A 25933-nucleotide genomic window follows, 5' to 3' on the forward strand; every position below is an offset into this window, starting at 1 on the left:
TTGACTTGAAGAATAAGGAAGAGAAAATGAACGAATTATTAAAGGGAATGAATGACCGACAGGCTGAAGCGGTCCAAACAACAGAAGGTCCACTGCTGATCATGGCGGGGGCGGGATCTGGTAAGACTCGTGTTTTAACCCACCGTATTGCCTACTTAATTGATGAAAAGATGGTAAACCCATGGAATATCTTGGCCATTACCTTTACCAATAAGGCTGCGCGTGAAATGAAGGAGCGTGCTTATGGACTCAATCCAGCTACTCAGGATTGTTTGATTGCGACCTTCCACTCTATGTGCGTGCGTATCCTACGTCGCGATGCGGATCATATTGGCTACAATCGCAATTTCACGATTGTGGATCCTGGAGAGCAGCGAACGCTCATGAAACGCATCCTCAAGCAGTTGAACTTGGATCCTAAAAAATGGAATGAACGGACTATTTTGGGAACCATTTCCAATGCTAAGAATGATCTGATTGACGATGTAGCTTATGCTTCCCAGGCAGGAGATATGTACACGCAAATTGTAGCTAAGTGTTATACAGCCTATCAGAAAGAACTTCGTCAGTCAGAGTCAGTGGACTTTGACGATTTGATTATGCTGACCTTGCGGCTCTTTGACCAAAATCCTGATGTTTTGACTTATTACCAGCAAAAGTTCCAGTACATCCATGTTGATGAATATCAAGATACCAACCACGCCCAGTATCAACTAGTCAAACTTTTGGCTTCTCGCTTCCAAAATATCTGTGTAGTTGGGGATGCTGACCAGTCTATCTATGGTTGGCGTGGTGCTGATATGCAGAATATCTTGGATTTTGAGAAGGATTATCCTCAAGCCAAGGTTGTTTTGTTGGAGGAAAATTACCGCTCAACCAAAACCATTCTCCAAGCAGCTAATGACGTTATCAAAAACAATAAAAATCGCCGTCCTAAGAATCTCTGGACTCAAAATGCGGATGGGGAACAAATTGTCTACTACCGTGCTAATGATGAATTGGACGAGGCTGTCTTTGTAGCCAAAACCATCGATGAACTTGGCCGAAGCCAAAACTTCCTCCACAAGGACTTTGCAGTTCTTTACCGTACTAATGCCCAGTCTCGTACCATTGAAGAAGCTCTGCTCAAGTCCAATATTCCTTATACCATGGTCGGTGGAACTAAGTTCTACAGCCGTAAAGAAATTCGTGATATCATCGCCTATCTGAATCTCATTGCCAACTTGAGTGATAATATCAGTTTTGAGCGCATTATCAATGAACCTAAACGTGGTATTGGACCAGGAACAGTAGAGAAAATCCGTGATTTTGCTAATATGCAAAACATGTCTATGCTAGATGCTTCAGCTAACATCATGTTATCAGGGATAAAAGGTAAGGCAGCCCAGTCGATCTGGGATTTTGCCAATATGATTCTTGATTTACGGGAGCAACTGGACCAATTAAGCATCACCGAACTTGTTGAAGGGATATTGGAAAAGACAGGCTACGTGGATATTCTTAATGCACAAGCAACCTTGGAGAGTAAGGCCCGAGTTGAAAATATCGAGGAATTCCTTTCTGTAACTAAGAATTTTGATGACAATCCTGAAAGTCAAGAAGAGGAAACTGGTTTGGATAAACTTAGTCGTTTCCTGAATGACTTGGCCTTGATTGCAGATACGGACTCAGGCAGTCAGGAAACATCAGAAGTAACCTTGATGACGCTCCATGCGGCCAAGGGACTCGAGTTTCCAGTTGTCTTCTTGATTGGGATGGAAGAAAATGTCTTTCCACTTAGTCGTGCAGCAGAAGACATGGATGAACTAGAAGAGGAACGCCGTCTAGCCTATGTCGGTATCACGCGCGCAGAGAAAATCCTTTATCTAACCAATGCTAACTCACGCCTGCTGTTTGGTCGAACGAACTATAATCGCCCAACACGCTTTATCAATGAGATTAGTTCAGATTTGTTAACTTATCAAGGTTTGGCGCGTCCTGCTAATAGTAGCTTCAAAGCATCCTATAGTAGTGGAGGTGTCGCCTTTGGTCAAGGCATGAGCCTAGCTCAAGCTCTACAAGATCGTAAACGCAACGCAGCACCAAGATCAATTGAATCAAAAGGACTACCTTTTGGACAGTTTTCAGCCGGTTCTAAATCGGCTTCTAGTGAGACAAGTTGGTCTATTGGTGATATTGCCCTTCATAAGAAATGGGGCGAAGGAACTGTTCTAGAAGTTTCTGGAAGTGGATCTACTCAGGAATTGAAAATCAATTTCCCAGAAGTCGGCCTCAAAAAACTTTTAGCTAGTGTAGCACCGCTTGAGAAGAAGTAAGTTTTCTAAATGAATATGATTCCCTTTTGCAATAACAAGGGGGATTTTTTCTGTTCCTCTTATCACAAGATTGTGATAATTTACATTTTCTTAACAAAAAAGTTTTTTGCTTACACATTTAAAACAAATAGTGTATAATTGAAACTGTTTTTGAAAGGGGAGGAAAATGACTGAAAAACAAATGAAAACATTAGGTTGGATTGCAACCTTTATGTCTGTTATGATGTATATCTCATATATTCCTCAAATTATGAACAACCTTGCGGGTCAAAAAGGCAACTTTATCCAACCAGCAGTAGCTGCAATTAACTGCAGTCTTTGGGTATACTACGGACTCTTTAAAAAAGAACGTGATATTCCTTTGGCAGCAGCCAATGCACCAGGTATTGTTTTTGGGATTATTACAGCATTGACAGCTTTATTCTAAAACATAAAGTAAACTCTTCTTCGTATCTAGTTATGAGGGAGAGTTTTTCTTTATCCGAAATTCCTAAAAAAACATGATATAATACTATTAGAAAGGTTGGTGTTTATGGCTAGAATACTTATCATTGAAGATAATAATGAGATCCAGGAAATTTTGAAAACTCTTCTTTCTGAGGAACATGAGGTGATTCAAGCTTTTTCTGGTACTGAAGGAATGATTCGATTTGAGCAAGGTGGCATTGATCTAATCTTGCTAGATATTATGCTTCCAGGAAAAAATGGCGATCAAGTTTTAAAAGCCGTTAGAAAAGATAGCTCAGTTCCTGTCATCATGCTAACTGCCCTAAGTGATAAGAAGCTCATCAGCCAATATCTCTTAGATGGTGCCAATGATTATATTGTAAAGCCTTTTGATTTAGATGAAGTTTTTGCGAGAGTTACGGTACAATTACGTCAAAAAAGTGATAAGCAACCAGTTGAAATCGAAAATCCTGACAAGTTGATTCAACAGTTAAAAAATATTCAATTTGATGCAGATAGTTTTGAAATCAAAAATAGCCAGGAAACTATTCGCCTAGCTAAGAAAGAATGTTTGATTCTCCAAACCTTACTGGGACATCCTAAGAAAATTTTTACGAAAGAAGAACTCTATGAGTTGGTCTGGGAGGATACTTATTTACCAGGCGACAATACTCTCAACACTCATTTAAGTAATCTCCGTAAAAAATTAGGCCAACTGGATCCAGAGCAAGAGTATATTGAAACTATCTGGGGAGTTGGTGTTCGGTTAAAAGGAGATGAGCAATGATCTACATTTTACTTTCTTTGCTAGTGCTGGTTATTATCCTATTGACGATAGGCTTGATTCGCTATCATCTAGCACTCGTAAACTTGAGCCAACAAATCGAAGATAAGATTCTTACTGGAAGCATGAAAAGAATTGGAGTATCAACGTTCTCCAAGGATTTTTTACATCTTTACCAGCAAATTAATCATCTTTTTCAAGAAGTTGAGCAGTCACGGTTGATTATGAAGCGTGAAAAACAGACTTTAGACATGGCTATTAGCAATATTGCCCACGATATTCGGACACCTTTAACGATTGCGTCAGGTTATACTCAGCAATTGCTTAAAACAGAAAATCCTGAGTCTGAGAGTTTGAAAAAAATTTCCCATCATCTCAATCAAGTTTCAAAACGGCTAGAGGCTCTTTTGGACTATCGTCGGTTAATGGAGGGAGCAGTAAAACCTGACTTATCTGAGTTAGAAGTCTCGACATTTATGACGCAAAAACTGCTGACCTATTATGATTCATTTCAGACGGCAAAGATTAACCTTGATTTACAAGTGGAACCTAGTTTGTATTTGCTGACTGATTCAGATTTATTAGACCGTATGTTACAAAATCTCGTTGGCAATGTTCTAAAACATGGTAAGGATGAAGCGAGATTTTCTTTGAAAGAAGTGGACAATCATATCTGTTTGGAAATTGCTAATCTAGTTAAACAACCCATTCGTAAAATTGAAAATCTCAGTCAACGATTTTACTCTGAAAACCTCTCAGATACAGAAGAATCTTCTGGTTTAGGCCTTTATATTACTGAAGAACTATCTCATCTACTTGGTGCAGAACTACAACTAAGTACTGATGGTGCTTGGTTTACAGTTAAGATACTCTTTTAAAACAAATAACCTCCTCTTTTTGAATAGAGGAGGTTATTTTTATAAGCTTTTCTTTTTGAAAACAGCAAGTCCACTAATGGTAAAGAGTAGAATAATGGTTACAGTAACGATAACGGTATATAGAATGGCCTGGCTATAGTCAGTCATGGCATAGGCAAAGTTCAAGGATAAATAGCGCAAAATCTCGATATCTGGAAAGATAAGCATTGGCATTGAAAGTAAGGTAGAACTGATTAAATAGCCAATGAAAACAGCCAAATAAGAATGAGTCACATAGAGAATGAAGGAAACAATAGATAGCCAAGCTAGAATGCAGAGAAATTGAAGAGAAATTGTTAGAAGGAGATTGCCAATAAATCCTTCTGGCATCGTACCAAGACCGTTTAGGATAGTCGCTGGTACGAAAGCAATAACTAGGCTAACAAGAATTTGCATTAGAGCGATACTTGCTAATACTACAAACTTAGCTAGGAAGAATTCTGTGCGAGAAACACCCACTGTCAAACTATTTTTATAGAGTTTTCCGATAAGATCAACTCCTAGAACTAAGCATGCAAGGATAATACAGAGGAAAACTAGGTTTGAGCTATTGCTAGAGGTGTTAATAAGGGCTTGTATCCCATCCCATCCCTTGCTGGGCAGTTCGGTTTCTACGTTTGTACTTGTGCTGACGGATATGAGCTGTCCTGTAGCTCCGAAAGTAGCTCCCATCAACATGAGTGCAAAGAGTACGAATTCTGTAATCCAAAAACCTTTGGAACGGAAAAGACGGTAAAAGTCTGCTTGAATTGTATGTATCATGGTTTTCCTCCTATTTTACTAATTGTGTGAAGTATTCTTCAAGATTTTGACGAGCATAGTAAATCTCATCGACAGCGACATCTGCTAGAGTAAGTTCTTTGAGAATGCGTTTGACATCTTGTTCATGACTAAAAATATGAATCTCATTGTCTGAATTAACAACTTTAAATTCAAGATGCACTTTGTCTTTTAAGATTTGACTAGCTTTTTCTTTGTCACTTGTTTTTAGAACAATATAGTCTTCATTCAGTGTCTCAAATTCGGCCTTACTGATTTCACGAATAATTTTCCCTTGGTCAAGAATTCCAAAGCGATTGGCAACCAGATAGAGTTCTGACAAGATATGACTAGAGATGAGAATTGTTATTCCTAGTTCTTGATTCAGACGTTGAATCATTTGACGAAACTCTTTGATACCGATTGGGTCAAGTCCATTGATAGGTTCATCAAGGATGAGAAAGTCCGGTTTTGATAGTAGGGCAATCGCAATGCCTAGGCGTTGTTTCATTCCAAGAGAGAAATCTCGAAAAACTTTTCTACCTGTATCTGTTAACCCCACATACTTTAATGTTTCCTGAATGACTTGATCGGCATTTGGGATATGTCGAATAGTACAATAGTATCTTAGATTTTGATAGGCTGTTAAATGATTGTGAGCTACTGGGGATTCAATGACTGAACCTACTCGAGATAGGGCTTTCGTGCACTCCTTATACCCTTGACTAGAAAAGAGGGAAATAGTTCCATGGTTAGCAGATAATAATTGGGTAATGATTTTAATCAGAGTTGTCTTACCAGCACCATTTTTTCCGATAAGTCCATAGATATCTCCTTCTTTAACTGAGAGACTAAGATCTTGTAGAATAGGTTGTTTGCCAAATTGTTTGGACAATCCATGGATTTCGAGGACTGTTTTCATAGTTTTCTCCTTTAACCTTTAATACTCAATGAAAATCAAAGAGCAAACTAGGAAGCGAGCCGCAGGCTGTACTTGAGTACGGCAAGGCGAAGCTGACGTGGTTTGAATTTGATTTTCGAAGAGTATAAGATGTTTTATTTTTATAACTCTAGTATAAAGCATAGATATCAAAGAATCGTCAAGCATTTCTAAAGAGTTTCTAAAGTTTTTAAATTTTAAAAAAATAAAAGCCCAGTTGGCTAGAAATACTAGTTGACTGGGCTTATTTTCTACAAAATATATTTCTCAATAGCGCGTGCAACACCATCTTCTTCATTGCTAGCAGTTACTGCATCAGCGAGAGATTTTACGTGGTCGCTGGCATTTCCCATGGCGATCCCCAGCCCAGCAAACTCTAACATCTCAATGTCGTTATTGGCATCACCCATAGCCATGATTTCAGAAGGTTGGATATCTAAAATCTCAGCCAAACGAGAAAGAGCAGAAGCCTTGGTTGTACCGAGTGGCATTGCCTCATAGATAACAGGTTGAGAACGAACACCGCTAAATCTCTGACAAAGTTCATCAGCAAATCGTTGTTCAAAGTCATCTGTTTGTTCTTTTGTCCCTAAAAACATTCCCTGGAACATACGATATTTACCGCTGGTAGCTTCCTCTAGTGTGATTTCAGTCAGGTCAGAAAAGACAAGTGTAGCATCATATTCAACGATAGGATTTGGTTTGCCTCCGAGTACGAAGTAGTGTTCCTCATCAAAGAGAGTCAACTGAACCTCACTCTTTTCAGCCAGGTCATTCAGGTATTCGATGTCTGATTTGCTAAGTTCTCGCCAGTCAACAAGGCTCCAGTCACTGGTTTGGTGGGTAGAACATCCATTGTTGACGATGACGTATTCATTTTGCAAATCAAGACCGAGTTTCTTGTAGTAGGGAAGAACCCCAAAGAGAGGTCGTCCAGTGCAGAGAACCAGTTTGACGCCTTTGTCGATAGCTTTATGAATAGCATCAATATGAGCTTGAGGGATTTCTTTGGCTTCGTTGAGCAGAGTACCATCCATATCCAGAGCAAGTAGTTTAATCATAGTATTTCCTTTTTTCGTGTTTTGCTTATATTATAGCATATTTTGAGGCAAATAAGTCTAAAGCTAAGTGAAATACCATTTCTATTTAGGTTTTTAGTAGATAGATAACAAGAATATGATATACTAAATTAGTAATATATTTAATATTATACTGATAATGGATAAAAAAGCAGAGGTGTTATCGTGAAAAGAAGAGTAGTACAGATTTTACTAGCCTTATTGGTAATCATTTATAGGAAGACTTGGTTTTGGTGGATTTTTAATCATTTTGCAGGTAGGTTTGTACCTGCTAGTAGAGAATTTTTTCACTTTCTTTCTTTTTTAGAGTTTAGCGTTACTTTTCTAGCTATTCTTTATTTACTAGTATTCGAAGGTAGAAGAATTCTTGAGTTGAAGTGGAAATGGAGATATCCAGTTTATTTGCTTCTTGCTTATGGAGTCAGTTATCTTTCAGGTATTGTGTTTTCCTTTTTAACCCCAGCAACGTCCAATCAAATCGCTTTAAATGAATTGACTGAGATGACAGGGCGACAGGAGTTACCTTATCTTTTACTTATTGTTTGTCTGCTAGGACCAATTACAGAAGAATTGGTATATCGAGGAGTTCTGATGAATACATTTCTGAAAGATTCACCATGGTATGGAGATGTTTTGCTATCAGCCTGTGTCTTTGGCTATGTGCATGTCAGTTCAGGTTTAACACCACTCGCCTTTTTCACCTATGCAAGTGGAGGAGCAATTTGTGCATTCCTCTACCGAGAAACTCACTCTCTCTATTATCCTATTTTGCTCCATATCATGATTAACATTACTGCATTTTGGGAATTATGGGTACTCTTGTTTTCTGGTAGTTAATAACTATAAAAGGTCGGATTTTATTCCGACTTTTTTGATATGGGACAGGTTAAAATTAGGGCTTTATATCAATCTGTTTTTACTTAAAAAATGATATAATAAAAGGTAATGAAAAAACAAACGAGGCAGAGATGAAACTACTTTATACCGATATTCGGACTTCTTTGACAGAAATCCTAACCAAGGAGGCTCAAGGACTAGTTGACCAAGGGAAACGAGTCTTTTATATCGCCCCTAACTCTCTTTCTTTTGAAAAGGAACGTGCCGTGCTGGAGTGCTTGAGTCAGCAGGCTTCTTTTGCTATCACAGTCACGCGCTTCGCTCAAATGGCTCGTTATCTGGTTTTAAATGATATTCCTGAGAGGACTAGTCTCGATGATATCGGTCTTGGTATGGCTTTCTATAAGTGTCTGTCCGAGATTGATCCTAAGGATTTACGTGTTTACGGGGCTATTAAGCAAGATCCTCAATTCATCCAGCAACTGATTGAGATTTATCATGAAATGACAACGGCAAAGATGAGTTTTTTGGACTTGGAAAGTTTGACAGATGCTGATAAACGCTCTGATTTAATCTTGATTTTTGAAAAGATAACAGCTTATTTAAATCAAGGTCAAGTTTCACAGGGGAGTACATTATCCTATCTGATTGATGCTATCGAAGAAAACAAGGTAAGTAGTGATTTTAGCAAGATTGCCCTAGTCATTGATGGTTTTACCCGTTTTTCTGCAGAAGAGGAATACCTAGTGGATTTGCTTCATCGTAAGGGTGTTGAGATTATTATTGGTGTATATGCGTCTAAGAGAGCCTATAATAGCTCTTTTAGTGAAGGGAACCTCTATCAAGCCAGTGTTGAATTTCTACGTCATTTAGCTTTTAAATATCAGACCAAGGCAGAAGATGCCTGTCAAGAACATAAAAATCTTGATGCTTTTTCCAAGGCCTCAAAATTACTGGAAAGTGCTTATGATTATTCTGAAATTAGCTTAGAAGTGGATGCTAAGGATAGAGAAGACTTGCAAATCTGGTCTTGCCTGACACAAAAAGAAGAATTAGAATTGGTGGCTCGAAGTATTCGCCAAAAATTACACCAAGAAGCTGAACTAAGCTACAAAAATTTTCGAATCTTATTAGGAGACGTAGAGTCTTATAAACTGTCCTTGCAGACAATTTTTAATCAATATCAGATTCCTTTTTATCTGGGGAGAAGCGAGTCTATGGCTCATCATCCTTTGACTCAATTTGTAGAATCTGTGGGACGTCTCAAACGGTACTATTTCCGTCAGGAAGATTTGATAAACCTCTTACGAACTGGCTTATATACCGACCTTAGTCAAGAGGAAATTGATAGCTTTGAACAATATATCCGCTATTTAGGTATTGATGGACTTTCTAACTTTAAACAAGAATTTACAAAAAATCATCATGGAAAATTTGATTTAGAAGAATTAAATGAGCTGCGTGTCCGTGTCCTAAATCCACTAGAAACTTTATTATCCAGTCGTAAGCAAAAGACTGAAAATATCCTTGCAAAATGGAATAACTTTTTGAAGGACGCATCTGTTACCAAGAAATTACAATCCTTATCTGAAACGATGGATGCGGCAGAACAAGAAAGACAAGAGGAGGTCTGGAAAGCATTTTGCCACGTAATGGAGCAATTTGCGACCGTATTTGAGGGGACTCAGGTCGCTTTAGATGATTTCTTGGCTCTTCTTCATTCAGGGATGTCCTTGTCCAATTATCGTACAATCCCAGCAACGGTAGATACGGTTCTGGTGCAAAGTTATGATTTGATTTCGCCTTTGACTTCTGATTACATCTATGCACTTGGCTTAACCCAGGATCATCTACCTAAAATCACCCAAAATACTAGTCTTTTGAGTGATGAAGAAAGAGAAGTTTTAAACCGAGGTACTGAAGAAGGCTCTCAATTATTGATTGCAAGTCAAGAGAATCTCAAGAAGAATCGCTATACCATGCTTTCTTTGGTAAATTCTGCTAAGAAGCAATTAGTCTTATCAGCGCCTAGTCTACTCAATGAAAACGAGAGTAAAGAGTCAGTTTATCTGAAAGAATTGCAGGATTTTGGTTTTACCAAGATTGAAAAGAGAATCGATCGAAGAAACCTATCAAAGGATGATATTGGTTCTTATCACAGTCTTTTGTCTAGTCTTGTTGCTTATCACCAGCAAGGTGAGTCGGAGACAAGTGACCAGGACTTAACTTTTATTAAGGCTCTAGCTCGTGTCATGGGGAGAAAATTAGAAGATCAAGGTCTTGAAAATCCTGTCCTACCGACAAGTCCAAAAAGTAAGACCTTAGCTGCGGAAACTTTAGAAGCCTTGTATCCTCAAAATCAAGATTTTTATCTATCAACTTCGGGATTAACAGAGTTTTATCGAAACGAATACAGTTATTTCCTTCGATATGTCTTAGGCTTACAGGAAGAATTGCGACTGCGACCTGATGCTCGAAGCCATGGTAATTTCTTGCATCGTATTTTTGAACGGGCTATGAAGCTTCCTGCTGATACACCTTTTGATCGTCGCTTAGAACAAGCAATCTCTGAAACCAGTCAAGAACGTGAGTTTCAAGCCATTTATCAAGAAAGTTTGGAAGCCCAATTAACCAAGGAAGTTCTTTTAGACGTTGCGCGTGCAACTGGGCATATACTTCGTCATAATTCTGAAATTGAAACAATTCAGGAAGAAGCAGTTTTTGGTGGTAAGGAACAAGCCTTTGTCCAGTTAGATAACGGCAGAAATGTCTATGTCCGTGGTAAAGTTGACCGAATAGATCGCTTAAAGACAAGTGAAGCTATTGGTGTTGTCGATTACAAATCTTCTCTAACTCAGTTTAACTTCCCTCTCTTTTATAACGGCCTTAATTCACAATTACCAACCTATCTGGCTGCTCTTAAGAAAGAAGGGAATACAGACTTCTTTGGTGCTATGTATTTAGAGATGGCTGAGCCAGTTCAGTCCTTACAATCTGTTAAAACTCTTTCAAAGGCTTTGGCAGAAACAACTAAGACTATGAAGTATCAAGGGCTATTTCTTGAAAAAGAAATAAAGAACCTTGGGGAACTATATAATAAAAACAAGACCTATCAGTTGTCTGATGAGGAATTCCAGTTATTGCTAGACTATAACGCCCTTATCTATAAGAAAGCTGCAGAGAAGATTTTATCTGGTAGATTTGCTATCAATCCTTACACAGAAGACGGCAGAAGTATTGCGCCATATGTCCAACAATATCAGTCGATAACTGGTTTTGAAGCTAATTACCATTTAGGTCAGGCTAGATTCTTAGATAAGGTTGCTAAGAGCAATGATAAGGAAACATGGTTTAATAAAATCAGAGAGGAGTTGGAGCGATGAAATTTTTATCTCAAGAAGAGATTGCAGCCTTGCAAGTAGCAGAAGCTCAGTCTAACAAGAAACCTAAGAAAACAACTGAACAAATTCAAGCGATCTATAGTTCTGGTCAAAATATTCTGGTCTCAGCTTCAGCTGGTTCAGGGAAAACCTTTGTCATGGCTGAACGAATTCTTGACCAACTAGCGCGTGGAGTAGAAATTCGCCAACTCTTTATCTCAACCTTTACCGTTAAGGCAGCAACCGAGTTAAAAGAACGCTTGGAAAAGAAAATTAGCCAACAAATCCAAGAAACGCAAGATCTGGAACTAAAAAAACACCTCGGCAGACAATTAGCTGATTTACCCAATGCCGCGATTGGGACCATGGACTCTTTTACCCAGAAATTCCTGACCAAGCATGGTTATCTCCTTGACCTCTCTCCAAATTTTCGTATTCTTCAGAATGAAAGTGAGCAACTTCTCTTAAAAAATGAGGTCTTTCGTCAAGTTTTTGAAAGTCACTATCAAGGTAAAGAACAAGGCAAGTTTAGTCAGCTGGTCAAGAACTTTGCAGGTAAAAGCAAGGATGCACGTGGATTGCGTAAACAGGTCTACATGATTTATGACTTTTTGCAATCTACAAGTAATCCTCAGGCTTGGCTAGAAAATTCTTTTCTAAAAGGCTTTGAAGAGGCTGATTTTACAGTTTCCAAAGAAAAACTCGCAGATGCTATAAAAGAAAAACTTTGGGATTTAGAAAGTTTCTTCCGTTACCATTTAGAGAATGATGCCAAGGAATTTGGAAAAGCAGCCTACTTAGAATCTGTCCAACAAGTTCTTGATGAAATTGGAGCTTTAACCAACGAATCAACTTTTAATCAATATCAAGAAGTTCTAGAACGAGTTGTAAGTATTTCTAAGGATAAGGGTGGTCGTGCTCTTACAAACGCTAGTCGCAAGGCTGAACTCCTAGAACTGAAAGAAGCCTACAACCAAGAGAGAAAAGACAAGTTTGAAAAGCTAATTGCACTAAATGACCAAATCACTTTACTAAAATTCCAAGAAGATTATCATCAAGATTCCTGGGACTTGGCAAAGACATTCCAAGTCTTCGTGAGAGATTTTGTTGATGCCTATCGAAAGCGTAAACGTGAAGAAAATGGCTTTGAATTTGCGGATATTAGTCACTATACCATTGAGATTCTGGAAAACTTCCCTCAAGTTCGAAAAGAGTATCAGGAATGTTTCCACGAAGTCATGGTCGATGAGTACCAAGATACCAACCATATCCAGGAAAGAATGTTGGAGCTCCTCTCTAACGGGCATAACCGTTTTATGGTGGGAGATATCAAGCAGTCTATTTATCGTTTTAGACAGGCAGATCCCCAAATCTTCAATGAAAAATTCCATAGTTTTGCTCAGGATAGCAAAGAAGGTCAATTAATACTGCTTAAGGAAAACTTCCGTAGTAGTTCTGAAGTACTAAATGCTACCAATGACGTCTTTAAGCATCTCATGGATGAGGAAGTTGGAGAGATTTCTTATGACGGCATGCATCAACTTGTTTTCGGAAATACTGATTTACACCCAGATCCAGAAAACAATGCAGAAGTCCTCTTGTATGATAAGGATGTTGATGGTGATTCTAAGGAAGAGGAAGAGTTTTCGATCAACAAATTGACTGGTGAAATGCGAATGGTCATTAAAGAGATATTGCACCTTCATAATGATAAAGGGGTTCCTTTTAATGACATTGCTCTCTTGACTGCCAGCAGAAGTCGGAACGACCAGGTTTTACTTGCTTTGTCGGAATATGGGATACCAGTTAAAACTGATGGCGCTCTAAACAATTATTTGCAATCTTTAGAAGTGAAGGTTATGTTGGATACTCTTCGTGTCATCCATAATCCTCTGCAAGACTTTTCTTTAGTAGCTCTCATGAAGTCTCCTATGTTTAGCTTTGATGAAGATGAATTGGCTCGTCTAGCTCTTCAAAATTCTGAGGATAAGGTTCAAGAGAACTTTTATGAAAAACTAGTCAATGCTCAAGCAAAAACTAGTATCCAAAAGGATTTAATAAAATCTGAACTCCATAAAAAGCTTAACCTTTTCTTGGAAACTGTTAATTCTTGGCGTTTGTTCTCAAAAACTCATTCGCTTTATGATCTTATTTGGAAAATCTATAGCGAACGTTTCTACTATGATTATGTTGGTGCTTTACCAAATGGTCAGGCTAGACAGGCAAACCTCTATGCCCTAGCACTACGAGCTGACCAGTTTGAAAAGAGTAATTTTAAAGGCTTATCACGCTTCATAACTATGATTGATCAAGTCTTAGAAGCCAAGCACGACCTTGCCAGTGTCACTGTAGCTCCACCTAAGGATGCTGTGGAGCTTATGAGTATTCATAAGAGTAAGGGGCTTGAGTTCCCTTATGTCTTTATTCTCAATATTGATCAGCAATTTAACAAGCAAGATTCCATGTCTGAAGTTATCCTAAGTCGTAAAAACGGTCTTGGTCTTAAGTATGTGGCTAGAGTAGCTACAAATGCAAAAGAGGAATATCTTCCATCTACGATTAAGTTATCGATTCCAAGCTTGACTTATAGTCAAAATGAGGAGGAGCTCCAATTAGCAAGCTATTCTGAGTTAATGCGTTTACTGTATGTAGCTATGACTCGTGCTGAGAAAAAACTCTATCTAGTCGGAAAGGGATCGAGGGAAAAGTTAGAGTCTAAAGAATACCCGACAAATGGGCAAGGCCTCTTAACTCGTGAAACTAGACTTGATGCTCAAAATTTCCAGGACTGGATTTGGGCCATCTATCAAGCTTTTTCTAAAGAGGACTTACACTTTAGTGTTCGTTTCGAGGGTGAAGAACAACTAACGGAAGAAGCTATCGGTAAATTGGAAACTAAAAGCCAGCTTCAAGATCTTTCTCAGGCAAGCAACCGTCAGTCTGATACCATTAAGGAAGCTTTACAAATGCTGAAAGAAGTGGAAGTGTATAATGAAATCCACCGTGCAGCGATTAATCTTCCGAGTGTTCAGACCCCAAGTCAGATTAAGAAGTTTTATGAACCAGTCATGGATATGGAAGGTGTAGTAGTAGCCGGTCAATCTAAACCAAAAGAAACTATGATTCAGTTTGAACTTCCGGACTTCTCCAAGACAGAAAAAGTCACTGGAGCTGAGATTGGTAGCGCCACTCATGAACTCATGCAACGAATCAATCTCGCTCAGAAACCTACTTTGGAAACCTTGACAGAAGCCTTGGAGCAAGTTCAGGCAACTTCAGCTGTTAAGGATAAAGTTAATCTAGACAAAATCTTGTCCTTTTTTGATACAACTCTTGGTCAAGAGATTCTTGGAAATCAAGATAAACTTTATCGAGAACAACCCTTTTCTATGTTAAAAAGAGATGCTAAGAGTCAGGAAGACTTTGTTGTTCGTGGAATCTTAGATGGTTATCTCCTTTATGAGGATAAAATTGTTCTTTTTGACTACAAGACAGATCTTTATGAATATCCAAGTCAACTGATCGAACGTTATAGAGGTCAATTATCTCTATATGCAGAAGCCTTGTCTCGTTCTTACCAAATAGATCAAGTTGAAAAATATTTAATCTTACTTGGCAAAGAGCTGGTAGAAGTCGTTAAACTATAAAAAGAAAAGAGCCATCATGTCCATTCCTGTTAGAAAAAACTTATATGATGCAGTTTTAGAGGCATCTAAAGCCGATACTTGGGAACAAGCTACCAAAGAATGGAGTGAAGTTTCCTTGATTTTTAATGGAATCGGTCGAAGCAATTGTGTCTGCGGTAATGCTATAAAGTATGCTTATGAACTTTTTAACGGAGTTACTGGCAAACGTCTCTTTCCCATTGGGAGTGACTGTGTGCGTCATTTCCAAAGAATTAGCCTAGATCAACAGCTAGAAGAGGAGGAAAAACTTCTCAGAAAGCTTGAAAATCTAACCAGAAAGGCCCAGAAAAAAGAAGCCATTCGAGTTAATAAAACAGATTTTGATGAGCAACTGATCAACTGGCTATGGAAAAAGGGAGCTTTTAAGTCAAATCGAGGTAATCAATTCTCACCAGAAAAGGATTATCAACTCTTTTTGGAGGTATTTCAAGGTGGAAGTTGGACTAAGGCAGAGCCTTTGAAGAAAGCTCGTATGGAAGAAGTCCTTGAGAAATTTATCAAACCCTTTCTACTTGGAAAATCTGACGATCAACTCTATCTTATTAAACTCGGAAAAGAAAAGTTTGACTATGAGCAGGAGCTTCGCATCAAGGCTGAAAAGGAACGAAAGAAGCGAGACAAGATTGCCAAACAATATGCGGATAATCTAGTTCTAGCAATGGGACCAGCTGAACGAGCCTATCAGGATTACTTTGGATTGAGCGAAACACTGACACTAGAGGAGCGCCAGTGGGAAAAAATTCTCTTTGGAAAAAATCGGACAGAACGTTCTATAAAATCAAAACAGTACCAAAGAGAACTTGAAAAGGATCAACGCATTGCTAGTCAAGACCCTCTTGAAAGAAAACAAAAGCAAGTATGGTTGTTAAACTCTTATTTTCAAGATATTCCAGAAGAAAAAGCTCGCTTTTCTCGACTTTTAACAATGTATCGAAAAACTGGAGAAATCCCATTTTCAAGAGAATACCTATCTAATAATCTATTTGATTTCTTCTACAAAATGAAGGCTTTTGAGTTTGAAATAGCACCCGACCAGGTACGTGATTTTTTAAAGGAGTCTTTAAATGCAGAAAACCTATCGTCCGCTCAAAAATCTTGGATAGAAGGCATTTTAACCAACTGCATCAAACCTTTTTTAGAAAGAATGATAGTATAGCAGTAGTTTTCGTTCTGCATGGAGAGACTCATTATTGTTAAAATTATGTCTCAAAGTTATTTTACATAATTTATTTTATGTATAAATATCAAAATATTTGTATCAACATTAAAAAAATAGAAAGAAACTATGTCAAAAGAAATCGATATCGAATATTATCACCAACTAGCCTTGCAAAAACAAAAAGAGCATCGGAAGTTTTTAGGAAATCTGAAAAAGAAAGCACCTAAAAATTTGGATAAAATTGCTCTTGAAATCCATCAAGAAGTTTTTACTGAAATTGATTGTACAACCTGCGCTAACTGCTGCAAGAGTCTTGGTCCAGACTTCAAAGAAGCAGATATCACACGTATCGCAAAATACTTTAAAATGAAATTACCAGCCTTTGAAGCTGAGTTTTTGCAGGTAGACGAGGATGGAGATAAGGTCTTCAAATCTATGCCCTGTCCATTTTTAGGAGGGGACAATCTCTGCTCTATCTATGACGTCCGTCCCAAAGCCTGTCGTGAATTTCCACATACTGACCGTAAGAAGATTTACCAAATCAATAATCTTACTATTAAAAATACTCTAACCTGCCCAGCAGCCTATCTCTTTGTTGAAAGATTAAGAGAGAAGATAGATTAAGAACTCTCATTGTATGATAAGATTCATCCTCAAATACAGTTACTGTTTGGGGATTTTTGTATATTTATTTTTATCTGAAAATTCAAACCATATTTCTTATTAATTAAAAAGTCGTTTCTTTAAGCTTAAAGTTTTTTAAACCTAATCTTAAAGAAAACTGATATAAGGTATCTTTAAGCGATTTTCTGTATAGTTATACCATCATCAAAGAAAGAGGTATCGATATGAACTACATAGTCATTCCAGCTTATCAACCAGATAATAAACTTATCAAACTCATCGAAAAAATTCACGAAAAGAGTGATTTTCATATCTTAGTCATAGACGACGGCAGTTCATCAGAGTGCCAAAAAATCTTTGACAAAGCAGAACAATATGCAACTGTCCTTCGTCATGAAGTGAACCAAGGTAAAGGGCAGGCTCTAAAAACAGCCTTTACTTATATCCAAGAACAAAACATTTATGGTACGGTTGTCACAGCAGATGCGGATGGACAGCACAAGGTATGGGATATTTTCCGCACGGCTAATAAAGCTTCCGAAAATCCAAACAAGCTAATCTTGGGTGTACGTGCCTTTTCAGGAAAAGTTCCCCTTCGTAGCCGTTTTGGTAACAGCTTAACCAAAGCTCTCTTTAAGCTTCAAACAGGAGTAGGAGTAACAGATACGCAAACAGGTCTTCGTGCTTTTACTACAAACTTGATACCGTTTATGCTTAAGATTGAAGGCCAACGTTACGAATATGAAATGAATATGTTGCTCGAAGCAACGAAAGAATATGAGATTTTAGAAGTTCCTATTGAAACTGTCTATATTAATGACAATGAGGCTTCACACTTCCGCCCAATCCAAGACGAGCTCATGATTTATAAAAATATCTTTAAATTTGCCTTATCATCTCTCAGTAGCTTTGTTGTAGACTATGTCGTTTACGCCCTAGCAATCTTGATTTTGCCGACAGTTCCGACGAGTCTACGAATTTTTCTAGCAAACGGAGTAGCTCGTGTAACTAGTTCTATTTTCAACTATTCTACAAATAAAAAACTAGTCTTTAAAAATGACGATAGCCTTGTGAAAACAGGGATGGGGTACTTTGGTCTAGCAGTCGGACTCTTTGTCTTAGACACGCTACTGATTCGTCTCTTCTTTACGGTCTTTGGTATCAACCTTCTGATTGCCAAAGTTATCGTCGGCATCCTTCTCTTCGCTGTCTCTTGGACAGTGCAGAAGAAATTCATCTTTAAGGAAAGGACATCAACTGTATTATGAAATTTTTAAAGAAACGCTATGCTTACGCCTCAGTTCTTGGCCTACTCTTGACAGGATCCTTTAGTTACTCCATGCTAAAGACCTTTGTCCTTGCTGAAACTATCTCAACAGTCGCTACAACTAGCACAAGTTCCAATGCTGCAGTAGCAAGTCAAGCTGCTAAGACAGCTACTGTTACTGACTCTAGTTATAAAGATGACAATATTTCCGTCAATTTGTCTGAAACGACAGTCAATAATACACAAGTCTACGTTGCTGATATTACTCTTAGCTCATCAGATTATCTGAAAACTGCCTTTGCTCAAAATGCTTATGGAACTAACGTAACTGCAAAAACCTCTGTAACCGCAGCTGACAACAATGCCATTTTAGCGGTAAACGGGGACTACTATGGTGCTAACTCTACAGGTTATGTTATCCGTAATGGCGTTGTCTATCGTGATACTGTTCGTGAAGATTCTAGTAATGGCGACTTAGCTATTTATAAAGACGGCTCTTTCAAGGTTATTTACGAAGATCAGATCTCAGCTGAGCAACTAGTTAATGACGGTGTCGTCAATCTCTTGGCTTTTGGACCAGCCTTGGTCGAAAATGGTGAAATTGCAGTTGATACCAATACAGAAGTAGGACAAGCAATGGCTTCAAATCCTCGTACGGCTATTGGTATTATCGATGAAAACCACTATATCATCGTTGTTTCAGATGGACGTACATCAGAAAGTGAAGGACTCTCTCTTTATCAGCTAGCTGAGGTCATGAAATCTTATGGTGCAAAGACTGCCTACAATCTTGATGGCGGTGGATCATCTACACTTTATTTCAACGGTCAGGTTATCAATAAACCAACGACTGGTGGAAACAAAATTTCAGAAAGGGCGGTGAGTGACATTGTCTACATCGGTTACTAATCTTGGCAAAAAACGGTTTAAGAAAACAGTCATTTCTTACACACTAATCACTATTTTCTTCTTTGCATTTTCTAGAATTTATGAAGCTTTTAGTTTTGGAGAAACTTCTGTTCATATGCACTATTTATTTGTAGCACCTCTTGTAGGGGGGATTCTACTAGCAATCTTTCTCAAGGTTCTCCCTCATTTCTCTCGTATTAGTCTAAATCTATGGAATTCGGCAGTAGCGATTATTACAGCAGGTACGCTTTTCCGTGGGATTGTCAATCTTTCAGGACGCTCTACAACCTTGGATACACCCTACTGGTATGTTGGGATTGGTTTTGCAATACTAGCGGTCGTCACTATTTTCATCAATCCAAACCTTTGGAAGAACTCTAGCAAAGTAACTAAAACGAAACGCAAAGAAGTCTATGGTCAGGCATAATGTTATAAAAAAGTAGTCGTTCAGCTGATGTTCGACTACTTTTTATCGCCTTTTATTTCTAAAATATTGTAGAAATATTACAAGTTTCTTTCTAATTTTAAATACTACTTTCGTATTTAAAATAATATTGTATAATAAAATGGATAATTAGCGTTTTTAATACAATATTTAAGAAAAACAAATCCCAAACTTGGTATTTGTTAGGAGAAAAGAATGAAAAAAGTATTGCTGGCAAGTACGGTTGCCCTCTCTATGGCAGGTATTGCGAAAACGACTGTCTATGCTGAGGAATCTCAAGCTACCAATAAAGTTCAAACTTCTGAAAAGGCTACAGGAAGCCAAGCAGGAAATGACAATCTGAACCAAACTCAAAACAAGTCAGAAACAGTCGAGCCTCAAACTTCCCCAAAGCAAGAAACTACTAAAACCAAGGAGCAGTCTTCGACAGAAGCAGTAGTAGAAGAGGTTAACAAAGAAGGTTGGCAAAAAGAAAACAGTCAATGGCGCTATTATGAGAATAATAAGCCTGTTTTAAATTGGAAGAAGATAGCTGGTGTTTGGTATTATTTTAACCAGGATGGTACCATGCTTAGCAATACTGTCTTTAACGACTATCTTTTCAATAAGAGTGGAGCCTTAGCTGAATCATCATGGGTGAAACTTGAAAATAAATGGTATTATGCGACTGAAGAAGGAAAAGTAACTCGAAATAAATGGGCTAATATTTCTGGAGATTGGTATCATTTTAATCAAGACGGTATCATGCTTAGTAATGTCATTTACGAAGACTATTTGTTCAATAGTAGTGGAGCTTTAGCAATTAACACTTGGACTAAAATTGGTGATAAATGGTACTATGGAAATCAAGATGGGAAAATTCTTCGTAATAAGTGGGAAAAAATTAAGAACATCTGGTATTACTTTAACCAAGACGGAACGATGCTCAGTGATACGATTTACAAAGAGTATCTCTTCAACAAGAGCGGTGCATTAGCCGAATCTTCATGGGTTAAAATTTCTAACAAGTGGTATTACGCTGACGCCTCTGGTAAGATAACTAGAAATAAATGGGAAAAAATTAAAGACCGTTGGTATTACTTTGATGCGGAAGGTGTAATGGAAAGTAGCACCTGGAAAAAGAAATACTATCTTAAAGATAGTGGAGCAATGGCTGAGAATGAATGGATCTTTGATAAGAAACACAATAGCTGGTTCTATATCAAAGCTGATGGTAGCTACGCTGAAAATCAGTGGCAGGGAGCTTACTATCTAAAATCTGGCGGCTATATGGCTAAGAATGAATGGATTTTTGATAAGGACCATGACGCTTGGTATTACCTCAAAGAAGATGGGGGTTATGTAACTGGGACTTTCAAAATCAAAGGTAAAGACTATTCTTTCCAAAGTAATGGAAAATGGATTTCTGATCCATCATCTTACTATAAGGTAGCTCCAATTACAGCTTATGTCTACAGCGCTTCAGGTGATAGACTCAGCTATATCTCACAAGGTAGCATTGTTTCAGTTACTGGAGCAGAAGCTCAAGGCGGTCGACTTCCAGTCAAAATCTCTGGCCTTTCAGGTTATATGAACAAGAATGATCTTGTAGCAGTTAGTTCTGCAAGTGACTTCATTCCTCACTATGCTTCGGATGGTAAATATCTCTACCATGAGTTATCACCTTATGCTAGTATTCGTGTTGCACCACATAGTTCGGCTATGACCATTGGTAAAAAATATTATTCAGCTGATGGTGCTAACTTTGACAACTTTACAGTTGAAAATCCTTTCTTGTTTAGAGATTTAAGCAAACCAACTAATTATACAGCAGCAGAGTTGGATAAAATTTTCTCTATCATGAATATTCAAGGAAGTCGTTTGGCAGGTAAAGGTGCAGTCTTTAAAGAAGCGGAAGAACGTTATAAAATCAATGCCCTCTACTTGATTGCCCACAGTGCTCTAGAAAGTTCATGGGGGCGAAGTCAAATTGCCAAAGATAAGAATAACTTCTTTGGTATTGCAGCCTATGATACAACACCATATGATTCAGCCAAAAGCTTTGACAATGTCGACAAGGGTATCTTAGGTGCTGCTAAATGGATTCGCGAGAATTATTATGACGAAGGTAGAACCCATCTTGGAAATAAAGCTTCCGGAATGAATGTCCTCTACGCATCAGACCCATATTGGGGAGAAAAGATTGCAAGTATTATGATGACAATCAACAGTAAGCTGGGCGAAAAAGACTAGAAATCATTAGAATCGATAACGACTGAAAAGTGGTTATCGATTTTGCTTATCAAGAGAAACTTGAGGACTTTTCATTATGATGAAGATGAATTTTGAACATATTCACAAAAGAGGAATAAATCTAAACCACTTAGGGATTAATGCATACGCTTATAGCTACTCAGTTATCCCAGACTTACTTGCTATTGTCCAAGCGAATAATCTGACCATATTAGGTGGAGATGTGTTTTGCTACAAAAATGCTCAATTGACACATACTTATGACAATTGGCATTATGAGAAACAAGATCCAACTAGCGATTGTAGCAAATCCATTCCTCAAACAGAAAAGTATATAAAGCATTATGTAAAAAATCATGGTGAACACTATTATTTTTCAATCGTTTTAGAGGAAGGAATAAAAAAACCAATAGACTGAATAGAGAGTCAAATAGGAGAAATCATGATATAATAAAGGTTAGTGATTTATTTTTAGAAAAAAAGCTATCTATTGCTTACTCGAGAAAATAAAAAAATAGATAAAATCCAAACTGAGAAAGGAATTTTACATTATGGCAACTATTCAATGGTTTCCTGGGCATATGTCTAAAGCACGACGTCAGGTCCAGGAAAATTTAAAATTTGTTGATTTTGTGACGATTTTGGTGGATGCCCGCTTGCCCTTGTCTAGTCAAAATCCGATGCTAACTAAAATTGTAGGAGATAAACCAAGGCTCCTGATTTTAAACAAGGCAGATCTAGCAGACCCAGTTCAAACGAAAGAATGGCGTCAGCACTTTGAATCACAAGGGATTCAAACCCTAGCTATTAACTCCAAAGAGCAAATTACAGTAAAAGTTGTAACGGATGCTGCTAAGAAACTCATGGCAGATAAGATTGCTCGTCAAAAAGAACGTGGTATTCAAATCGAAACTTTGCGAACTATGATTATCGGCATTCCAAATGCTGGAAAATCTACTCTTATGAACCGTTTAGCTGGTAAGAAAATTGCTGTAGTTGGTAACAAACCAGGTGTCACCAAGGGCCAACAATGGCTTAAAACCAATAAGGATTTAGAAATTTTGGATACTCCAGGGATTCTTTGGCCAAAATTCGAAGATGAAACGGTTGCCCTTAAACTCGCATTTACTGGAGCTATCAAAGACCAGTTGCTTCCGATGGATGAAGTGACGATTTTCGGTCTCAATTTTTTTAAAACTCATTACCCTGAAAAGCTTCAAGAACGTTTCAAACAAATGAATCTGGACGATGAAGCTCCTCAAATTATCATGGATATGACTCGTATCCTTGGTTTCCGTGATGATTACGATCGATTTTACAACCTCTTTGTCAAGGAAGTTCGTGATGGAAAACTGGGTAATTACACCTTAGATACATTGGATGATCTCAATGGCAACGATTAAAGAAATAAAAGAAGAATTAGCAACTATCATAGACTTAGATAGTCCAATCTTTAAAGAATTTGAAAAAGATCCACGAGCTGGTGTACAAAAGGAAATTGAAAAGCGTAAAAAGGCCATCCAAGCAGAAATTGATGAAAATCTCCGCTTAGAAGCCATGCTTAGCTATGAAAAAGAGCTTTACGAGAATGGAATAAGCTTCATTGCTGGAGTTGATGAAGTTGGTAGAGGTCCCTTAGCTGGCCCTGTTGTTGCTGCAGCAGTCATTCTGCCCAAAAATTGTAAAATAAAAGGCTTGAATGACAGTAAAAAGATTCCCAAGAAAAAACATGAAGAGATTTTTCAGGCTGTCAAAGAGAATGCCCTAGCAATCGGTATCGGGATTATGGACAATCATGTTATTGACCAATTCAATATCTATGAAGCAACTAAACTAGCTATGAAAGAAGCTATCTCTCAGCTTGACCCTCAACCAGAACACCTTTTGATTGATGCTATGAAGTTGGATTTTCCGATTTCTCAGACATCCATCATCAAAGGAGATGCCAATTCCCTATCCATTGCAGCTGCATCCATCATTGCTAAGGTTACCAGAGATAAAATCATGGCAAACTATGATCAGGAATTTCCAGGTTATGATTTTTCTCAAAATGCTGGTTATGGAACAGCTAAGCATCTAGAAGGTATTGAAAAGTACGGTGTCACACCCATTCATCGCACCAGTTTTGAACCGATTAAATCTATCATTTCAGAAACTTGTAAAAGATAATTAAAGGAGAGAATTATGGAGGAACAGTCGGAAATACTCAGCTCCAAGAAGGAATTTGCCTTCGCGTCCAGTACGATCTTAGCGCAAGTAGGGCGAGGTATTATTGTTGGATTAGTCGTAGGACTTATTGTAGGATCATTTCGATTTTTGATCGAAAAAGGCTTTCATATCGTTCAAGGATTTTATCAAGACCAAGAGAATCTGATACGGAATCTATTGATCATTTTATTGTTTTATATTCTAATTTGCTTGCTTAGTGCCAAATTAACACGCTCAGAAAAGGATATCAAAGGTTCTGGTATTCCTCAAGTTGAGGCAGAGTTAAAAGGTCTCATGTCTCTCAATTGGTGGAGTGTGCTATGGAAGAAATATATTCTTGGTATTCTAGCGATTGCTAGTGGACTCATGCTCGGTCGTGAAGGTCCAAGTATTCAACTAGGTGCTGTTGGCGGTAAAGGAATTGCTAAGTGGCTCAAGTCTAGCCCTGTCGAAGAACGATCTTTAATCGCGAGTGGAGCTGCTGCCGGACTTGCTGCTGCCTTTAATGCGCCGATTGCAGGGTTATTATTTGTAGTAGAAGAAGTCTACCATCATTTCTCAAGATTTTTCTGGGTCTCTACCTTAGCTGCCAGTCTAGTAGCAAATTTTGTCTCTCTTCTCATCTTTGGCTTAACACCTGTTCTGGATATGCCTGATGATATCCCTCTCATGAGCTTGAATCAATATTGGATTTATCTGGTGATGGGAATTTTTCTTGGGCTCTCAGGTTTTCTTTATGAAAAAGCGGTTCTGAATGTCGGCAAAGTTTATGAATGGATTGGCCAAAAGGTTCATCTGGATAAGGCCTGTTATCCTATTCTAGCTTTTCTTCTTATCATTCCAGTAGGAATCTTCCTGCCACATATACTTGGTGGGGGAAATCAAATTGTTTTATCTTTAACAGAACAGGATTTCAGTTTTCAAATTCTCTTAATTTACTTTATCATTCGCTTTATCTGGAGCATGATTAGTTACGGAAGTGGACTGCCAGGTGGTATTTTCTTACCGATTTTAGCTTTAGGATCCTTACTTGGTGCCCTAGTAGGTGTTATTTGTGTCAATCTTGGCCTTGTTACCCAACAGCAATTTCCTATATTTGTAATTCTTGGAATGAGCGGTTATTTTGGGGCTATCTCAAAAGCACCTTTGACAGCTATGATTCTTGTGACTGAAATGGTTGGTGACATCCGAAACCTCATGCCTTTAGGAATGGTCACCCTAGTTGCTTACATCGTCATGGATCTGCTCAAAGGAGCACCTGTCTATGAAGCCATGTTGGAAAAAATGCTACCAGAAACCGCAAGTGACGATGGTGAAGTTACTCTTATTGAAATCCCAGTTTCTGATAAGATAGCTGGTAAGCAGGTACATGAACTCAATTTACCACACAATGTGCTTATCACAACCCAAGTACATAATGGTAAGAGTAAGACAGTTAATGGATCTACAAGGATGTATCTAGGTGATATGATTCATCTCGTGATTCCAAAAAGTGAAATTGGAAAAGTAAAAGATTTGCTTTTATAGCAGTATTAATTTACATAATTTATATTATGTTGTATCAGGTAATAATTTAAGAAAAAGATTTTTCAGATTTATTTGATCGACAGATTCTTATAGATGAAAACAATATAAAAACAAAAACTCGGTCCCTAAAAGATGGAATCGAGTTTTTTATTACAATCAAATACACTGTAGAAGTTTAAAAATTTTAAAACTATAAGTTCAATGAAGCAATGATTTACCAAATTTTAAGCGATTTTTCCATTATATAGCAAAACTAAAAGTTTATGTACAATTGACTTAACATGAGTTAAACCATTGATACAACTGAATTAGAAGCATAAAGTACATTCTTTAAAAAGTGTACTTTATTTTTGTTTTGTACATTATTCTAGAGTGGTATTTTGTATGTTTTATAGTGCATCATATAATCAAATCTAAG

General features: G+C 37.8%; 20 protein-coding genes. 17 read left to right on the forward strand and 3 right to left on the reverse strand.

Annotated features, from left to right (window positions below; translation table 11 throughout):
- The first annotated feature begins 26 nt into the window (after window positions 1-26).
- The 4 genes from pcrA (at window position 27) to QM887_RS00405 (ending at window position 4424) form a co-directional block, all read left to right on the forward strand.
- On the forward strand, window positions 27-2315 hold the full coding sequence (gene pcrA, locus QM887_RS00390) for a DNA helicase PcrA (RefSeq protein ID WP_414270020.1): 2289 nt from the start codon (window positions 27-29) through the stop codon (window positions 2313-2315).
- A gap of 166 nt (window positions 2316-2481) precedes the next feature.
- Window positions 2482-2742 (forward strand): SemiSWEET family transporter, encoded by a 261-nt coding sequence (locus tag QM887_RS00395; RefSeq protein WP_006150712.1) that lies wholly within the window; start codon window positions 2482-2484, stop codon window positions 2740-2742.
- Between the two features lie 105 nt (window positions 2743-2847).
- Complete coding sequence (locus QM887_RS00400; RefSeq protein ID WP_414270021.1) at window positions 2848-3549, forward strand: response regulator transcription factor; 702 nt, start codon at window positions 2848-2850, stop codon at window positions 3547-3549.
- Window positions 3546-4424: a sensor histidine kinase gene (locus QM887_RS00405; protein WP_414270022.1), complete on the forward strand. Its 879-nt coding sequence runs from the start codon at window positions 3546-3548 to the stop codon at window positions 4422-4424. Before QM887_RS00400 ends, QM887_RS00405 begins: the two co-directional genes overlap by 4 nt.
- Window positions 4425-4463: 39 nt before the next feature.
- Here QM887_RS00405 and QM887_RS00410 read toward each other — a convergent pair whose 3' ends face one another.
- From QM887_RS00410 to QM887_RS00420, 3 genes are all read right to left on the reverse strand, one after another.
- A complete protein-coding gene (locus QM887_RS00410) occupies window positions 4464-5225 on the reverse strand; it encodes an ABC transporter permease (protein ID WP_414270023.1) in 762 nt (253 codons plus the stop codon).
- 10 nt (window positions 5226-5235) lie between these two features.
- Entirely contained in the window at window positions 5236-6144 is a 909-nt protein-coding gene (locus tag QM887_RS00415; protein WP_414270024.1) for an ATP-binding cassette domain-containing protein, read from the reverse strand.
- Window positions 6145-6413: 269 nt separating this feature from the next.
- Window positions 6414-7223 (reverse strand): Cof-type HAD-IIB family hydrolase, encoded by an 810-nt coding sequence (locus QM887_RS00420; RefSeq protein ID WP_414270025.1) that lies wholly within the window; start codon window positions 7221-7223, stop codon window positions 6414-6416.
- Between the two features lie 183 nt (window positions 7224-7406).
- Here QM887_RS00420 and QM887_RS00425 point away from each other — a divergent pair, with 183 nt between their 5' ends.
- The 13 genes from QM887_RS00425 to QM887_RS00485 all read left to right on the forward strand — a co-directional run bounded on the left by QM887_RS00425 (window position 7407) and on the right by QM887_RS00485 (window position 25515).
- Window positions 7407-8078, forward strand: a complete 672-nt coding sequence (locus tag QM887_RS00425) for a lysostaphin resistance A-like protein (RefSeq protein ID WP_414270026.1) — start codon at window positions 7407-7409, stop codon at window positions 8076-8078.
- A 131-nt stretch (window positions 8079-8209) separates the two neighbouring features.
- Entirely contained in the window at window positions 8210-11461 is a 3252-nt protein-coding gene (rexB, locus tag QM887_RS00430; RefSeq protein WP_414270027.1) for an ATP-dependent nuclease subunit B, read from the forward strand.
- Window positions 11458-15105: a helicase-exonuclease AddAB subunit AddA gene (addA, locus tag QM887_RS00435; protein ID WP_414270028.1), complete on the forward strand. Its 3648-nt coding sequence runs from the start codon at window positions 11458-11460 to the stop codon at window positions 15103-15105. Before rexB ends, addA begins: the two co-directional genes overlap by 4 nt.
- Before the next feature lie 16 nt (window positions 15106-15121).
- A complete protein-coding gene (locus QM887_RS00440; RefSeq protein ID WP_414270029.1) occupies window positions 15122-16300 on the forward strand; it encodes a hypothetical protein in 1179 nt (392 codons plus the stop codon).
- 129 nt (window positions 16301-16429) lie between these two features.
- On the forward strand, window positions 16430-16927 hold the full coding sequence (locus QM887_RS00445) for a YkgJ family cysteine cluster protein (protein WP_414270030.1): 498 nt from the start codon (window positions 16430-16432) through the stop codon (window positions 16925-16927).
- A gap of 224 nt (window positions 16928-17151) precedes the next feature.
- On the forward strand, window positions 17152-18195 hold the full coding sequence (locus tag QM887_RS00450; RefSeq protein ID WP_414270031.1) for a glycosyltransferase: 1044 nt from the start codon (window positions 17152-17154) through the stop codon (window positions 18193-18195).
- The gene (locus tag QM887_RS00455; RefSeq protein ID WP_414270032.1) at window positions 18192-19103 is read left to right on the forward strand and encodes a phosphodiester glycosidase family protein; all 912 of its coding nucleotides are present in this window, start codon (window positions 18192-18194) and stop codon (window positions 19101-19103) included. Before QM887_RS00450 ends, QM887_RS00455 begins: the two co-directional genes overlap by 4 nt.
- On the forward strand, window positions 19084-19530 hold the full coding sequence (locus QM887_RS00460; RefSeq protein WP_414270033.1) for a hypothetical protein: 447 nt from the start codon (window positions 19084-19086) through the stop codon (window positions 19528-19530). The genes QM887_RS00455 and QM887_RS00460 overlap by 20 nt, the downstream gene beginning before the upstream one ends.
- A gap of 213 nt (window positions 19531-19743) precedes the next feature.
- Entirely contained in the window at window positions 19744-21780 is a 2037-nt protein-coding gene (locus QM887_RS00465) for a glucosaminidase domain-containing protein (protein ID WP_414270034.1), read from the forward strand.
- A 76-nt stretch (window positions 21781-21856) separates the two neighbouring features.
- Window positions 21857-22198: an Imm40 family immunity protein gene (gene imm40, locus QM887_RS00470; protein WP_414270035.1), complete on the forward strand. Its 342-nt coding sequence runs from the start codon at window positions 21857-21859 to the stop codon at window positions 22196-22198.
- Window positions 22199-22331: 133 nt separating this feature from the next.
- On the forward strand, window positions 22332-23183 hold the full coding sequence (ylqF, locus tag QM887_RS00475) for a ribosome biogenesis GTPase YlqF (protein WP_414270036.1): 852 nt from the start codon (window positions 22332-22334) through the stop codon (window positions 23181-23183).
- A complete protein-coding gene (locus tag QM887_RS00480) occupies window positions 23170-23949 on the forward strand; it encodes a ribonuclease HII (RefSeq protein WP_414270037.1) in 780 nt (259 codons plus the stop codon). Before ylqF ends, QM887_RS00480 begins: the two co-directional genes overlap by 14 nt.
- Before the next feature lie 15 nt (window positions 23950-23964).
- Window positions 23965-25515 carry a chloride channel protein gene (locus QM887_RS00485; protein ID WP_414270038.1) on the forward strand — a complete coding sequence of 517 codons (1551 nt, stop codon included), beginning with the start codon at window positions 23965-23967 and terminating at the stop codon, window positions 25513-25515.
- The last annotated feature ends 418 nt before the right edge of the window (window positions 25516-25933 follow it).

This window comes from Streptococcus infantis (assembly GCF_047460875.1).
GTDB classification, from domain to species: Bacteria; Bacillota; Bacilli; order Lactobacillales; family Streptococcaceae; genus Streptococcus; species Streptococcus infantis_AA.